General features: G+C 67.3%; 12 protein-coding genes and 1 pseudogene. 3 read left to right on the top strand and 10 right to left on the bottom strand.

Annotation, left to right across the window (positions count from 1 at the left end):
- Nucleotides 1–54: 54 nt before the first annotated feature.
- On the top strand, nt 55–1,197 hold the full coding sequence (locus F6X51_RS14840) for a glycosyltransferase (RefSeq protein WP_150964460.1): 1,143 nt from the start codon (nt 55–57) through the stop codon (nt 1,195–1,197).
- A gap of 212 nt (nt 1,198–1,409) precedes the next feature.
- Here F6X51_RS14840 and pyk read toward each other — a convergent pair whose 3' ends face one another.
- The 4 genes from pyk to F6X51_RS28910 all read right to left on the bottom strand — a co-directional run bounded on the left by pyk (nt 1,410) and on the right by F6X51_RS28910 (nt 5,442).
- Nucleotides 1,410–2,822 (bottom strand): pyruvate kinase, encoded by a 1,413-nt coding sequence (pyk, locus tag F6X51_RS14835; RefSeq protein WP_150964459.1) that lies wholly within the window; start codon nt 2,820–2,822, stop codon nt 1,410–1,412.
- Nucleotides 2,823–3,961: 1,139 nt separating this feature from the next.
- A complete protein-coding gene (locus F6X51_RS14830; protein WP_150964458.1) occupies nt 3,962–4,213 on the bottom strand; it encodes a hypothetical protein in 252 nt (83 codons plus the stop codon).
- A gap of 300 nt (nt 4,214–4,513) precedes the next feature.
- Entirely contained in the window at nt 4,514–4,774 is a 261-nt protein-coding gene (locus F6X51_RS14825; protein ID WP_150964457.1) for a hypothetical protein, read from the bottom strand.
- Between the two features lie 536 nt (nt 4,775–5,310).
- Nucleotides 5,311–5,442: a hypothetical protein gene (locus F6X51_RS28910; RefSeq protein WP_281407647.1), complete on the bottom strand. Its 132-nt coding sequence runs from the start codon at nt 5,440–5,442 to the stop codon at nt 5,311–5,313.
- Nucleotides 5,443–5,714: 272 nt separating this feature from the next.
- On the opposite strand from F6X51_RS28910, the gene F6X51_RS14820 reads away from it, so the two are divergent.
- Nucleotides 5,715–6,695 carry a quinone oxidoreductase family protein gene (locus tag F6X51_RS14820; protein ID WP_150964456.1) on the top strand — a complete coding sequence of 327 codons (981 nt, stop codon included), beginning with the start codon at nt 5,715–5,717 and terminating at the stop codon, nt 6,693–6,695.
- Between the two features lie 185 nt (nt 6,696–6,880).
- Here the strand turns inward: F6X51_RS14820 and F6X51_RS14815 are convergent, their stop codons facing one another.
- The gene (locus F6X51_RS14815; protein WP_150964455.1) at nt 6,881–7,186 is read right to left on the bottom strand and encodes a hypothetical protein; all 306 of its coding nucleotides are present in this window, start codon (nt 7,184–7,186) and stop codon (nt 6,881–6,883) included.
- 704 nt (nt 7,187–7,890) lie between these two features.
- On the opposite strand from F6X51_RS14815, the gene F6X51_RS14810 reads away from it, so the two are divergent.
- Complete coding sequence (locus tag F6X51_RS14810) at nt 7,891–8,289, top strand: exopolysaccharide production protein YjbE (protein ID WP_150964454.1); 399 nt, start codon at nt 7,891–7,893, stop codon at nt 8,287–8,289.
- A 479-nt stretch (nt 8,290–8,768) separates the two neighbouring features.
- On the opposite strand, the gene F6X51_RS14805 is transcribed toward F6X51_RS14810, so the two are convergent.
- From F6X51_RS14805 to F6X51_RS14790, 5 genes and pseudogenes are all read right to left on the bottom strand, one after another.
- Nucleotides 8,769–10,655 (bottom strand): peroxidase family protein, encoded by a 1,887-nt coding sequence (locus F6X51_RS14805; protein ID WP_191970129.1) that lies wholly within the window; start codon nt 10,653–10,655, stop codon nt 8,769–8,771.
- A gap of 985 nt (nt 10,656–11,640) precedes the next feature.
- On the bottom strand, nt 11,641–11,781 hold the full coding sequence (locus tag F6X51_RS27940) for a hypothetical protein (protein WP_191970128.1): 141 nt from the start codon (nt 11,779–11,781) through the stop codon (nt 11,641–11,643).
- A 19-nt stretch (nt 11,782–11,800) separates the two neighbouring features.
- A complete protein-coding gene (locus tag F6X51_RS14800) occupies nt 11,801–12,739 on the bottom strand; it encodes an ABC transporter substrate-binding protein (protein ID WP_191970127.1) in 939 nt (312 codons plus the stop codon).
- Nucleotides 12,739–13,836, bottom strand: a complete 1,098-nt coding sequence (locus F6X51_RS14795) for an LLM class flavin-dependent oxidoreductase (RefSeq protein ID WP_150964452.1) — start codon at nt 13,834–13,836, stop codon at nt 12,739–12,741. Before F6X51_RS14795 ends, F6X51_RS14800 begins: the two co-directional genes overlap by 1 nt.
- Before the next feature lie 23 nt (nt 13,837–13,859).
- Nucleotides 13,860–14,828, bottom strand: a pseudogene (locus F6X51_RS14790) (acyl-CoA dehydrogenase family protein); the annotation flags it as partial.
- Nucleotides 14,829–14,892 lie beyond the last annotated feature (64 nt).

Here is a 14,892-nt window from a genome sequence, read left to right as displayed (position 1 = left end):
CTTTTAGGCCTTCGCGGTATCAGGATTGATCGTTAAAGAACTGGAATATTTTACATGACGCGCATCACCTGTGTGCATCAGGGTTTCGAGCTCTACGGGTCCGATCGCAGCTTCATCGAGACCGTCAGGCTGATCCGGGCCGCCTGCCCCACCGCCTGGATCGACGTCGTGCTGCCGCGCACGGGTCCCATCGTGGCGCCGCTCGAAGCCGTCGCGTCGCGTGTCGTGATCGAGCCGCTGTGGATTCTGCGCCGCCGTACGTTGCCACGCCTCGCCACGATCGGGCTCCTCACCCTCCCCTTCGCGGTGGGCCGCGCGCTCGGGCGCATCCGGAGCAGCGATCTCGTCTACGTGAACACCTCGGTGGTGGCGGACTACCTCCTGGCGGCGCGGGTCTGCGCCGGACGCAGCATCGTCCACGTTCATGAGATTCCCGAGGGCGCGGTCCTCAAGGCGTTGAAGGCCCTGATCCGCTGGAGCGGCTGCGACATCATCTTTAATTCGCGGGCGACCGAGCGCGCCTTCGCGATGCCACCGCAGGTTCGTGCGCGCGTGGTCTACAACGGCATCGCGGATCCGGGGCGGACGAAGCCGATGACCTATGACGGCAGCCGTCCGCTCCGGCTCCTGATGCTCGGGCGGATCAGCCGGATCAAGGGACAGGACGTTCTGGTCGAAGCCATCGACCGTCTTCCCGCGGAGATCCGGGCCCGGATCGAGGTACGCATCGTCGGCAGCGCCTTCGAGGATGCGGAGCGCGAGCGTGCGCTCGTCGCGGCGATCGCGCGTGCAGGGCTCTCGGACCGGGTGAAACTGCACCCGTTCGTGGCCGACCCGGCGCCGCATTTTCTCTGGGCGGACGTCGTCACGGTTCCCTCAAGCCTGCCGGAATCCCTCGGCCGGGTCGCGATCGAGGCCATGGCCTACGGGATCCCGCCGGTCGTCTCCGACATCGGCGGCTTGCCCGAAATCGTCGAGCAGGGCCGCAATGGCTGGGTCGTGCCGCCAGGCCGTGCCGATCTTCTCGCCGAAACCCTCACCGGCATCGTCCGGCTACCCGCAAGCTGGTGCAGTTACCCTGCTGCGGCGCGTGAGCGCTATCGCACGGTGTTCTGCGAGGCGGCCGCGTCGCAGGCCATGATCGCGCAGCTTCGCCTGATCCTGGACAATCCGGGCGGAGCCTTGGTCCACACCTGATCCGGAGACATGTCGGGCATCGCCGGGCGGTACGGCGGCGGCGCCCACCGCGTGGTCCGTCCTGTTGCCAGTGGATGATCCCCGAGGGGCTGGGGAAATGCTCGGCAAGGCGGACACGCGGCCTGTTCGAACGCGTGCGTATTCCGCTCCCGTCCGCGATCACCACCCGGGGGTTCTGGCGAAGCGAGATGATTCGGGATCCGGGAGCCCGTTCAAACCAGAGCGATCCGGATGTTGTTGGTGTTTCCCGCAACCGCGAAGGGGATGCCGGCCGCAACCACCACCACATCGTGCGGCTTCGCAAACTCCTCTTCCACCGCGTGCGCCACGGCGCCAGCCACCATCTCCTCGTAGGAACTCACCTCGTCCGCCCGGACGCTGTGCGCGCCCCAGAGCAGGCAGAGGCGCCGCGAGGTCCCGAGGTCGGGCGTCAGCGCCAGGATCGGCACCGCGGGCCGCTTGCGCGCGATGCGGGCGGCCGTCGTCCCGCTCAGCGTGTAGGCCACGATCGCCGCCGCCCCGACCGCGTCCGCCAGGCTCGCCGTGGCGGTCGCGACCGCGTGCGGCGGCGTCTCCTCCTCGCCCGGTTCGGAGGCCGCGATCAGGGAGCGGTAGAGCTTGTGCTCCTCCGTGCGGCAGATGATGCGCGCCATCATCGACACCGTCTCGACGGGGAAGCGCCCGGTGGCCGACTCGGCCGAGAGCATCACCGCGTCGGCGCCGTCGTAGATCGCGGTCGCCACGTCCGAGGCCTCGGCCCGGGTCGGGGTCGGGGCGCTCACCATCGAGTCGAGCATCTGCGTCGCCACCACGACCGGCTTCACCGCCAGACGACAGGCGCGGATCAGCTCCTTCTGGCGGCCAGGCACGTCCTCGTGCGGGATCTCGACGCCGAGATCGCCGCGGGCGACCATCACGGCATCCGACAACCGGATGATGTCGTCGATCCGCTCGAGTGCCTGCGGCTTCTCGACCTTGGTCATCACCCCGGCGCGGTCCCCGATCAGGGCGCGGGCCTCGATCAGGTCGGCGGGCTTCTGCACGAAGGAGAGCGCCACCCAGTCGACACCGAGTTCGAGGCCGAACGCGAGGTCGGCCCGGTCCTTCGCGGTGAGCGGGGAGAGATCGAGGAGGGTGCCGGGCAGGTTGACGCCCTTGCGGTTCGAGATGACCCCGCCGATCACCACCTCGGCCTCGATCGTGTCGGAGGTCAGGCCGACCACCTTCACCCGCACGCGCCCGTCATCGATCAGGAGTTCCTGGCCCGGCGCGACGGCGGCGAAGATCTCTGGGTGATGCAGCGGGATGGCGCGCTTGTCGCCCTCAGTGCCGTCGAGGACGAAGCGGATGGTCTCCCCGGGCATCACGTCGAGCCGGCCACCCGCCACGGTGCCGACGCGAATCTTGGGGCCCTGCAGGTCCTGCAGGATGCCGATCGGCCGGCCGACTTGCTGCTCCAGGGCGCGGATGGCGGCGTGAACCTTGGCGTGGTCGTCCTGGGTGCCGTGGCTGAAGTTCAGCCGGAAGGTGTCGACGCCGGCCAGGAACAGGGCGTGCAGCATCTCGGGCGAGGCACTGGCGGGGCCGACGGTGGCGATGATCTTGGCATGGCGGTGACGGCGCATGATTCGCTCGGCCGCGGACGGCCGCCTCCTGAGGCATGGGCTCGGACGACGCACCGAGGTCGGCGTCATCGACGTCGGGTACGATCGCGCCGGTGGCGGCGACATCGCCAACGGCCGTCGAGGAGTAGCAGATCCGGTGACGGATGAGACTCCCCGCAACGAGGAAAGCTCGGGAGGTCCGAGGGCTCGGCCGGGCAAACTCCCTCCCCATTTTGGAAAGGCCCAACAGCCGAGACCATGCTCGGAACACCGTCGAGCCCCTTGCCGTCGGTGAATAGCAGCCGACCCTCGGCGGAGGGATTCGTCTCAGATTGTCACCGGGTCCGGGCACGCCCCCTCGCAGGCATCGTTGCAACGAAGCGACATCAGCAAAATTCGTTCGTTGTTAACCTCACGCGCTCATCGCCTTTCAACCCCGCTGGTGGCAATGGATCGGTCGTTCAACACTTGGTCACCGAGTCATGTCCCCGTCTTCTGAAAACCTGTTGCTGCAACACCGCGAAGTCGCCGCCGTCGCACTCAGCTCGAGCGCCTTCTTTGCAGCCTTCCTCGTCGCAGCGTGGCTGATCGCCTAGTCTCGCTCGAATATACCCGAAGAATGCGGTCGTCTGGCTGCGCCGAATAGAGGCGTATTACGCGATGCGTGGCTTCCGGGCACTGGTCGAATGCGCCGTAACAGGGATCAGCCGCCGAGCTGATCCTGCCGCTCCCATGCGGCGGGGCGAGCTGCACCGGACGCCGCGGAAGTCGCCACGAGGCCAGCCGCCGGCGCCTTAACGGTCCGGTAACCAACGTCTGCGCATCTGGCGTCATCACTGTAGACAGTGAATGCTGGTTGATAAGCGGAGGGGGAGCCTTGCTCGCCGCTGAGACAACCAAACTCGCCTGACGCCCGCGCAAGAACGGGCACTCGGTCGGCGCGGTGGCCGGGCGCTCAAGTGCTCGCCACCGCGGCCGGACCGCATTCCGCGGTCGCTTCACGATCACGGAAGCGTCAACGGCCTCTGGCAGGAAGCGCGTGCCCGCGCTGATCGTCCCTCCGGGACACGCGCTTCGTGGAAACGCCGTCGCTGCCAGGCGCGGACGATGCGGATACTAGCCCTGTGATCGACTCAGGCGCGCTTCCCCGGCATCGTGGTTCAAGGGCGCATCCAAACCCGGTTGCGGACCCAGCCATGGGTTCGGACGCCGCCGTCATGGTTCGTCCACGGCATGCGCCAGATCAACTCGCTGAACCTCAGTCCAAATCGATTGAGCGCACCGTTCTCCCAGTCCTTGCGGTAGCCCCAGTAGCGGTGGCCAGCCGGCAGGGAGTTCCACCAGAACAGCACCACGCGGTCGCCGCGCGGACCACCGCACATCAACCCGTTCCAGCGCAGGTTCAGTTTCACGCCTCGCACTCCACGGCGTGGCCGCGCCACGCGCCGGCAGGTGTCGGAACGGGGCGCCGGACGATGCTGCGCCTCAGGCGCACATCCGGCAATCGCCAGAGGCAATTCGGCCCAGCGATTCTCCGTAACGCTCACGCAACGGAGCATTCCTGGCGGACAGTTCGCATGGACGACGCTGCGCGCTGCGTCGAATGGAAACCTTGTACCGCTCCGCTCTAGCGCAAACGTGGAGGAATCACGCTTGTGCTGGCGCGTGCCTGAGCGAGGTCCAAGAATTGCGGCCGGCGCGCCATCGACACCCTACCGCTGGAGGCCGTCATCGAACTTGACGGCACAGCGTTGAACCGAGGCCCCCTGGGAGCTGCGGACCTGAACCACGGTCCCGCCCCGCTCAAGGCACGCGATCGAGAACGCGTCGGGCGATCCGAAAAAGCTCGACGCGGAGGCTTGCACCGACTTCTGCACATTCGACCCGGCGTCCATCAGGCGGACTGCCCCGGCCGTCCAGTACGGCTCGCCGTAGCGGTAAAGGCCGAACGCTCCGACGCCGAGCGCCAGCATCGCCAGAAGGCCCCTGCGGATGCGGTATCGGCGCGCGGGCCTATCCACGGCACAATGCGGGCAACATCTCGCATCGCTCAAGATCGGCTGCCAGCACCGCCTGCATCTCAGAAGATGACCGGACATCAGCGGCCCTCCCGAACTCTCGTCAGCACGATCGCCTCCACCGCATCCGCGATGCTGCGCTGTCAGTCCGAGATGGACGGCAGCTGACGTGATCGCTTGCCAATCTACAAGCTCAGATTGCGGATCCCGGCAAGCTGCACGTAGACCCAGCTACGCCCTGCCTCGACCGAATAACGCCTGATGTCCCAACGCGAGCTGGCCTCACGGAGAAGACACGGCTCTGGATGCGGTGAATTTGTACAGGTCCGGACAAATATCGTCGCGAGCGCCCTCAGGGCCGAGGAAAATCGCGTGCAAAGCAACGCGACCAGCCTCCATCGGCGGTCTGGTCTGCGTGACGATCGGCATCGTGCGACGGTGACCCGTGGCGGCCGGCAACCTGCCGCCCGCCGCCTGAACGCGGCCGAAACCTATTTCCTGTTCGCCGATTTCACGGCTGCGCTGACCATGTCCTTCGTAGATGGCGCCGCCGCTATCGTCTTCGGAACGGGTTTTTTCGGCTTCTTCGCCTCGCGACTACCGTGCTTCTTCTCCGCAGCCATCGGTACCTCCTCACTTCGGACCAGCATTATCGCACGGTTTGCCGCGGTCCCGGGTTTAAATTTGCTTCCTCCGCAAAACGGATCGCGGCAGGGGGATCGCCGACGCAGCACTCGAGGGAAGGCATCAAACAGGACCAGCGCTGAGCGACGCCGGGCATTCCGGTTCCGGCAGCGCGTGGGCGTTGATCATCCGAGACGCTTGGCCCAAACGGAGCAGCGTCGGGCGCAGTCGTGCGACATCCCGACAGACAGAGTCCAGAAGGCCTCCCTCCATGTCCAGCAGACGTCACGTGGTGATCACGCAGTTCGGCCCGCCCGAGGTTCTGACACTCACGACCGAAGCGTTGCCCGAACCCGGCGCGAACGAGGCTCAGCTCCGCCAGACAGCCATCGGCTTCAACTTCATCGACGTCTACCAGCGAAAGGGTGCCTATCCGCTGCCGCTGCCGACCGGGCTCGGATTCGAGGCCGCCGGTGTGGTTGAGGCGGTCGGATCCGGCGTTTCAGATCTCCAGGTCGGTGATCGCGTCGCCTACATGAATGCCGGCGTCGGCGCCTACGCGGATTGGCGCAACGTACCGGCGGACAGACTCGTTCGCCTCCCGGACTCGGTGAGCGACGAAGCCGCCGCGTCACTGCTGTTCAAGGGCATGACGGCGCAGTACCTGCTGCGGAAGACGCACGCGGTGCAGCCCGGCGACCTCCTGCTCGTTCACTCGGCGGCAGGCGGCGTCGGACAGATCCTCACGCGTTGGGCGGCGGCGCTCGGTGCCACGGTCATCGGCACGACCGGATCCCCGCACAAGCGCGAAGCGGCGCTTGCTGCCGGATGCGAGGCGGTAATCGACCTCACCGACGCCGCGTGGCCGCAGGCCTTCCTGGAGGCGACGGGCGGTCGGAAGGCGCGGGTGGTCTATGACGCAGTCGGGAAGGATACGCTGATCCGGTCGCTCGATTGCGCGGCCCCGTTCGGCCTCGTCGTCTCCTACGGCGGCGCTTCCGGTCCAGCCCCTGCCATAGAGCCGGAATTGTTGAACAAGAAGGGCTGTCTCTTCCTCACGCGACCCTCGGTGTTCCCGCACAACGCCGATGTCCGAACCTTCCGGGCCAATGCCGCCGACCTGTTCGACGCGATCGGCAAGGGGCATGTCCGGGTCGATATCGGCGAGCGTTTCCCGCTCGACAGGATCGCGGCGGCGCATGCGGCGGCCGAGGCGCGGCGCATCGTCGGCGCCCTGCTGATTACTCCGTGATGGTCGCCCCTGTGGATTGTGAGGGACGCGTTTCCCTATTTTCGAGCGACGTCACGGACCCAACGTCCTCTCGACCGCTCCGATTCAGACTGTGCTTCCGATTCGTGGCGGGCCCGAGCCGAAGCTCAGGCCGAAGCGTTGCCGACGACCGTGATCGTTCACCCCGATTGGCGGGGTGAACGGCCTCAGTAACCGTAATACGGACCGGGTCCGTAATAGCCGTAGCCGTAGGCCGGTGCCGGGTAATAGTAGCGCGGAGCCTGAGAGGCCGCGATCGCGCCCCCGATGATCCCGAGTGCCGCACCGGCAGCGAGCGCCCCGCCCACCCCGGGTCCGCGGCGGTAGCCGTACTGCCGGTAGCCACCGCGATAGCCATAGCCCCCGTGATAGCCGTACCCGCCCCGGTAACCAGGGCGTGCCTCGGCTGCAGGTGCGAGAAGAACGCTTCCTGCGAAGGCTGCGGCAAGCGCCGAGAGAGCCAACGTCTTCATGACAATCCCCGAATGTTTGGTCCGTGACCGCATTCGAACGTTACGGCGCTGAACCGATCCTGAACTCGTCCGACACGAAACGACATGAACGGAGCGGCCTCGGGAAGTGGTATCCAGCTTACTAACGTCGGGGCTGCCGATCGCTCGAAAGAACGCTGCGTTCGGCCCGGACTGGGCTCGGAGCGACAATCTCGTCAGCGTTGCTCGGGTGATTTCTGTCGTTACCGGATGGGCATCGATTACGGGACCAGCGTCGCCCTTCAGGCGATGGCTCGGTATGCGGACGACGCCTCGGTTCCGACCCCTCCGAAAAGCTGCAGACGTCGGTGACTGATGGCGAGCTTCAAAGGCCGATGCACAGGTGAGGTCACTGCTGATCGACAGCCGCCTGTAGAACGCGGCCGTCACCGTCCTCCCGCCCCTGGCGCAGTACCGGTTTGCCGAGATTCCCTGGCCGTTGCGCAAGAAAATGACCGATAAGGGCAAACCGGAGGTCGTCCCGCAGAACCGCTAGCCCGGCGCAGGACCGGCATCGCTCTCGGCACCTCAGCCAGACATGGCGTGGATGAGGCAAGGTTCGATCGCCCTAAGGCTCGGAACCGATCGTTCATCGGCCGGAAAACCGCGGCCGAGCCAGTATCGAGGGAACCGCGTCAGAACTTCACGGATTTCTACTCCGGAAATAATCACCGGAGGAACGCACGATGACGGCTTCACGTCTTGTCAGCGCCGCAGCCATTCTGGCTCTGACCGCCACGGCTGCGCTCGCAGCGCCCTGCAATACGGGCTCGACGAAGGGGAAGACCCCTGACCAGCAGGCCTCGAACGACAAGAGTTCGGCGGTCGACCAATCCAGCAAGAACCTCGCCGGTGGTCAGCAGCCTGCTTCTCCCGGCACCGTCGGTGCGATGAACAACGTCGGCGCCAACCAGATGACCGGCGACAAGCAGGCGTCGAACGATCAGAACACCCGCAGCGGGAGCAAGGATCCGGCGAGCAAGAATCTCGCAGGCGGCGAGCAGCCAGCCTCTCCGGGGACCGTCGGCGCGATGAACAACGCGGGCGCCAACCAGCAGGTAGGACAGAAGGGCGACGATTGCTGATCACGTCGTACGATTGCCGGCCGCGAGCCCGCCCAGCCTCGACTGCGGCGGGCTTCGCCGGTGAGGATGCCCGATCCAGTGCGGAAAACCGGATCAATCGTCCGCGACACCGAGCCGGCTCCGGCACCCGACGCGCGTCATGGCGCTGATGCGCGCTCATCAACGCGCCGCTTCGGCTTTTGACCAGAGCCGACGCTATGCTCAGCCGTAACCGCATCGCCCTCGCCAAGCGTCGAAGCGAGGACCGACCTACGCCCTTCACCATTCTCCGCGCCGGTTCAGACCGTCATGTCCTGGCACCTCGCGCGAACGCTCCGCACACCGAGGAGAGGATTGCGCGCGGGCGGTGATCACCGATTCGGAGCACGCATTTCCGGTGGTGGCCGCCGAGGCATCGCGTCAAGCCGGGGGGCGTCGCGGCATCGATGCGCCGCGCCCGAGTTGCTGGCCCCGGCATCGCCAGCCTATCGGACCCGTGCTCAGGCGAAGCTGTAATCGTCGGAGGTGAGCTGCGCGGCCGATATCCCCGGCAACGCGACCCGAACGTTGCCGTAGATCACGACGGCATGTCCGTGATCCTGAACGATGACCAGCCCCGTCGCGGAACCGTGATGCCCGAGGTGGGAGCCGTGACCCGATTGGTGCCCTCCGCAGCTCGCGCGCGCCGACACATGTTCCTCGAAGACCAGATGGTCCTCTCCGGGCTTGAAATCCGTGATCACGGCACTCGTGTCGGCCGAGAAGGCGAAGTCGTCGCTCCCGCCGCGTCCTGTCAGGATCTGCCGACCTGTCCCGGCGACCAGCATGTCGCCCTGCGGTCCGCCGACGAGCCGCGCCGCATCCGGAGTGCCGATGATAAGCTGGGGCGCGTCCGGCTCCTCGGAGGCGAAATCGCTGGCGTGTCGATCGTAGAAGGCGAAGACGTCCTTCTGGATGGCGCCGGTATCCGTATTGCGGAGGATGATGTCCGACAGGCTCGTATGCTCGATGCTATCGAGCGTGTGCTTGTCAAACTGGTCGTTCTGGTACCAGAGGCGGTCGCCGTCCCGCAGGCGCTCGAACTGCGCGCCGATGATCGTCGCAAAGGTCTCGCCGATGGCGGAGCCCAGCGGATGTCCCTCGGCGAGACCGCCGGTCCAGAGATCGACCGCATCGACCGTGCCGAAGGCCTCGCGCAGCGCCGCGACGGTCGCCTGATCGTCGGTGATCTCGGAGAATTCCGTATAGGGGGCGAGGCCGAGATCCGCGCGGGTCTCGTTGAGGGTGCCGAGGCCGAGGTCACGGCCGCGGGCGATATTGATGCTGGCCAGATCCTGACCGACCGGTGGGTCGATGAGAAAGTTGCGCAGATCCTCGACGATCCGGGCATCCATGGTCTGCGAGGCGTCATCGCCGAGATGGCGCAGGAAGCCGTCCGCGCCGGTGGCAGCCGCGAAGGCCTCCGGCGTCATCCCGAACGTGTCCCGCAGCGCCAGCCCCGGGCCGACGAGGTCGCCGGCCTCATCGATGCGCTCGGTCTCGGCCGAGACGATCGAATGTCCGAACCGGTAGGCCGCGCCGGCGAATTCCACGCTGATGCGCGGATCGATCCCGGAATCGTAGCCCGCATAGGGTGCGATGGCGTCGCGCCCGAGGAGGTGGGGCAGAAATTCGTCATAGGTGATCCGCTGGATCTCGGCGGTCACGATCGCCCGCGCCTGCAGGTAGAGGGCATCCCCGTCGAGTCCCGGATCGGCCGCATGCAGCCGGTCGACCTGGAAATTGTGCTCGCGCAGGAACAGTGTCTGCAGCGCGGTCAGCGATGGGTTCTCGGTGGCGCGCACATCGCCCGCGAGGAAGGAGCCATCGACGACCGGCAGGTTGTCACCGGCAGAGGTCGCCAGATGTCCGTCGGGCAGTTTCAGGCGCGTCGCCGTCGCGGCATCCGAGCCGTAGACCATCGAGGCGTCGAGCCAGCCGGAGATCGCGTTCTCGGCGATCGCCGGTCGATCCGTGCCCGGCCCGGTCTCCGGATCGATGACGGCCCGCGTGATGGGAATCAGGCTGCCGGCCGGGAAGTAGGCGTCTCCGGGCGGGATCACGACGTCGATATGGGTCACTCCATCGCTGCGGCTGAGATCGAGGTCGTGATCGATGAATTGGCCCCAGGCGTAGAGCATGCCCGAGTGACCATCCGGATTGGGAATGGTCGGATCACCCTCGCCGACGACGACGTTGCTGATCGTGCGCGGGTTCGGCCCGCCGAGCGGCACCGAGATGCCATCTAGGAAATGCGCCGCGCCGAGCCGCAGGAAATCAGTGCCGGCAGCGTTGAGCTCGGGCTGCGCCAGGTTGTTGCCCGAACCATCGATGGAATAGAACTCCATGGCGGTAGGTCCTTTCACGGCTTGTCCGTGCGGATTTGCGCGGCCGGTCGCGCCGCTCAGCTGGGCGCAAGCCGCCATACGGCGGCGCGGGCCACCCGATGCGTGTCAGGCGATGGGACGGGTCAGGCGGGGATCAATGGGAGCGTCATCGTCGCTGGGGGCAGGAGGCGCCGCGGAGCCGTCGTGGCTGGCCGGGATGCCTTCTCGGTCCGTTCATGGAAGGCTCTCCTCGCAGGCTCGGACGGCAGGAGCCGCCCGGAAGCGAACGGCCCCGGAGGTCGATCGCACATACAAATGCCGTCGCGGCGCTAAACGGAACAATAGGAGAGGATTCGTTGAGGGTTCGCCAACATATGTTAGCTCAACGCTGCTTATCTGTCCTGGAATGCAACAATCTACGCAATACAAAATAGTAATTTGTAATATATTTAAATTGATACGGTAAGTTACCTGCAATAGATCGCAGATCTATCTTATATTGATTAAATCAAATAAAATCTATATTTACACAATATATCCTGCTCATTTAAAGCTCTCGATACGAATATTTTTTGACAGATTTCATAGTTTCAGCAAGTACCACGATGCCCGAGCACTCGGTAGCGCCGTTGCTCCTGTGCGTACGGCACCGGTCAGACCGCGTTTGCGCAGCGTGTTGGAAGTCTAACGAGGAATTCTCTCGAGACGAGCGCTGCCGGTTATCTCTGATTCTCGGGCGCATAGGCATTTTGTCTTAGCATGATCTACAATCAGCTTGACCGGAAGCGTTCAGGCATTCCGCGTGACATCCAGCGTCGCCCCACGCAGTGCCGCTTTCCGGCGGTGCGTGGGGGTTTCTCAGCTTCGGATCAGAACGGGTGACGAGCTTCCTGGCTGCCGAACTCCCAGTCGCGGAGGCGCGGCTCGAAACCGGCGGGCTTCACGTCGGGATTGGCGATCAGTTAGGCCTTGGTACGGAAGCTCGCCGAGGCGTTGCGGCCTTCCTTCAGGCCGTTCGCGGCGTAAGGCACTGCGGGATCACCCGCGCCCCGTCGTGCTTCCAGCGCTCGGCGGCGCAGCCGGAGCCGTCGGGCGCGTGGCCGCCGTCTGGCGCCGGATGGGTGAGGTCATCGCCGAGATCGTGCATCGGGGTTCCTCCGGCCGCATCATCGCACCGCCGCGAGCGCTTCGGAGAACCCGGCATCGACGATCGCCGCGGCGCGGGGCGCCCGTGCCTGTGGGATCAGCCCGGCGCGGACGTAGAGGTCGATGATGCGCTGCTCGTCGGCGATCACCGCCGCATCGATCGGTACGGTGCGGTATTGCGCCCGTCCGAACCAGCGCAGCGGCACGGCCTCGGGCAGGCCGATCAGCTTCGACCAGACGGCCGCGTACGGAGCGGGGTCCTTCAGGGCCCATGCGCGGGCCCGGGCGAGGCGCTGGGCGTAATCGGCGAGCAGGATACGCTTCGACTTGAGAGCGGCGTCGCTCGCCACCGCGAAGCTCAGGCCCGGCGTGATGCCGTTGCCGTCGCGTACCACGCGCACGAGGCCGGCGATCTCCGCCGCCGAGGTGTAGGGCTCCCAGGTCGACCACGCGTCGACGGCCCCGGATGCGAGCGCGAGCTTGGCATCGGCCGGCGGCAGGAAGTGGAAGCGCACGCTGTCGGCGGGCAGCCCCGCCTCTTCGAGAGCGGCCAGGACGACCTGATGGCCGATGGAGCCGCGGTTTGTGGCGATGCGCTTGTCCTTCAGGTCCTGCACGCGCCGGATGGGCGTATCGGGGCGCACCAGGATCGCGAGCCCGTCCTGGCGGTTGCGGAAGGCGAGGAACGCCTTCACCGGCACGCCTGCCGCGGCGGCGAAGGTGAAGGGCGCGTCGCCGACGCCGCCCGCGTCGATCGCGCCGGCATTGAGCGCCTCGAGGAGCGGGGCCGCAGCCGGGAATTCGCTCCATTCGAGCCGGTAGGGAAGCCCGTCGAGGACGCCCGCGGCCTCCATCAGGGCACGGGCATTGCCGCGCTGATCCCCGACGCGCAACACCTCCTCGGCCCGGACGGGGCCGACGGCGAGGAGCGCCAGGAGGACGAGAACCAGGGCGCGCATCAGGCCGCCTCCGCCGCGCCGCTGCGGCGGCCGAGCACGTCGCGGAACGCCGGCAGCAGCGCGCGCCCGTACTGGAGCGCGTCCTCCAGCGGGTCGAAGCCGCGGATCAGGAACGTGCGCACCCCGAGGTCGTGATAGTCGAGGAGCGCGTCCGCCACCTGCTCCGGCGTGCCGACGAGGGCCGTGGAATTGCCCGCGGCGCCCGTCTCGGCGGCGATCGCCGTGTAGAGGCGCGTGTCGAGGCGGGGACCCGCGGCGGCGGCGGCGAGGAGCCGGCGCGAACCCTCGTTCTGCGGCGCGCCCGCGGGCCCGAGGCCCTTCGCCGTCCTGAGAGCCCGGGTCTCGGCCAGGATGGCGTCCGCCCGCGCCCAGGCTCGCTCCTCCGTCTCGGCGAGGATCGGGCGCACCGAGAGGCTGAAGCGTGGATCGCGCCCGTGGGGAGCGGCCTCCGCCCGCACCCGGCCGATCAGCTCGCGCACTTGCGCTTGCGTCTCGCCCCAGAGAGCGTAGGTGTCGGCGTGGCGCCCCGCGACGGCGAGCGCCCGGGCTGAGGCGCCGCCGAAATAGATCGGGATCGCCGTCACGGGCTTCACCTCCGAGAAGCCGCCCGCGACCCGGTAATGCTCGCCCGCGTAGTCGAAGGGCGTCTGCGAGGTCCAGCACAGGCGGACGATGTCGAGGAATTCCCGCGTGCGGGCGTAACGTTCGTCCTTGGTGAGGTGATCGCCGTCCTTGGCGAGGTCGCGGTCATCGCCGCCGCTGATTGCGTGGATGGCGACGCGCCCGCCCGTGAGGTGGTCGAGCGTCGCGAACTGACGCGCGGCGACGGTCGGCGCGGTGAAGCCGGTGCGGTGGGCGATCATCAGCCCGATCCGGTCCGTCACGGCCGCCACCTCGGCGGCGATCAGCAGCGGGTCGGGTGCCGTCGAGTAGGAGGCGACGAGCACGCGGTCGAAGCCGCCCCATTCGTGCGCCTGGGCGAGGAGCCGCAGATAGTCGGAATCGATGACCGGCCCTCGCGGCGCGTGCGTCTCCGACACTTCACGCGGCGCGACGAAGCCGATGAACTCGGTCGGTTCGGATGGCAGAAGGCTCATGGGGAACTCCTGTGCGAGGGGGCTCAGCCGCCGAGGGCGGTGCGGCCGGCAGCGCTCCGCACGGCATCGCCCTGCGGCCAGTGGATGCGCGCGCAGAGGACGTCGCGCAGATGCCGCTCCAGCGGATTCCTTCGCGAGAGCGCGGCGTTGCCGCAGAGTTCGGCCGCGCGCTGCACGGCCTGGATCGCATTCTCGGTGACGGTGACCTTCACGAAGCCGGATTCCCGCGGGGCCGGAGCGAAGCCCGCATCGGTCTCGGCCGCGAGGCCCGCGATGAGACGGGCATTCACCGCGAGCAGCCGTTCGTTCTCGCCGACCGCCTCCTGGAAGCGCTGCAGGCTCGCCAAGGGTGCGCCGAGGCTGCCGGGCCGGCGCTCGCGCAGGAAGCGGACGAACCAGCCCTGCGCCGCCCGCGCGACCCCGTCATACAATGCGGCCAACAGGGCGCAGCTCCAGGCCTGCTGCAGCGGATCGGGCGCCTGCCAGCCCGAGGGCGGGCGCAGATCCACGGCGTGGGTGCCCGGCACGGACACGTCCTCGAAGACGACGTCGTGGCTGCCGGAGGCGCGCAGGCCGAGATGGTCCCAGGTCTCCTCGATCCGGATGCCCGGTGCGCCGAAGGGCACGAGCAGATTGCCGATGCGCGGCTCCGGCTCGTCGGTGCGCACGAAGACGACGCCGTAGGTGAGCGCCGGGGCACCGGTGGAGTAGATCTTACGCCCGGTGACGCGCCAGCCGTCACCGTGCCGCCGGGCGACCGTCTCGGGCAATCCACCGCGGGCCGGAGTGCCGAGTTCGGGCTCGACCCGCAGGGCGTTGATCAGGGCGCCGCGCGCCGCCGTGTCCCGCCCGACCGCGTCCGAGAGAGCTCGCGGCCAGGGCGAACCCTCACGGTGGATCAGGCCATGCTGAAGCAGCGTCATCGCAAGGACGAGCGCGGTTGCGGGATCGCCCGCGCCGATCGTCCCGACCATCTCCGCGGCGCGCGCTAGTGCCCTGACTCAGACGGTTGGTTCAGGTGCTCGGCTCAGGGCATTGAAGATCGCTGAGGCGGGT

It is taken from the genome of Methylobacterium planeticum (assembly GCF_008806345.1).
Classification (GTDB): domain Bacteria; phylum Pseudomonadota; class Alphaproteobacteria; order Rhizobiales; family Beijerinckiaceae; genus Methylobacterium; species Methylobacterium planeticum.
This window is presented reverse-complemented; position numbering and strand designations above follow the sequence as displayed.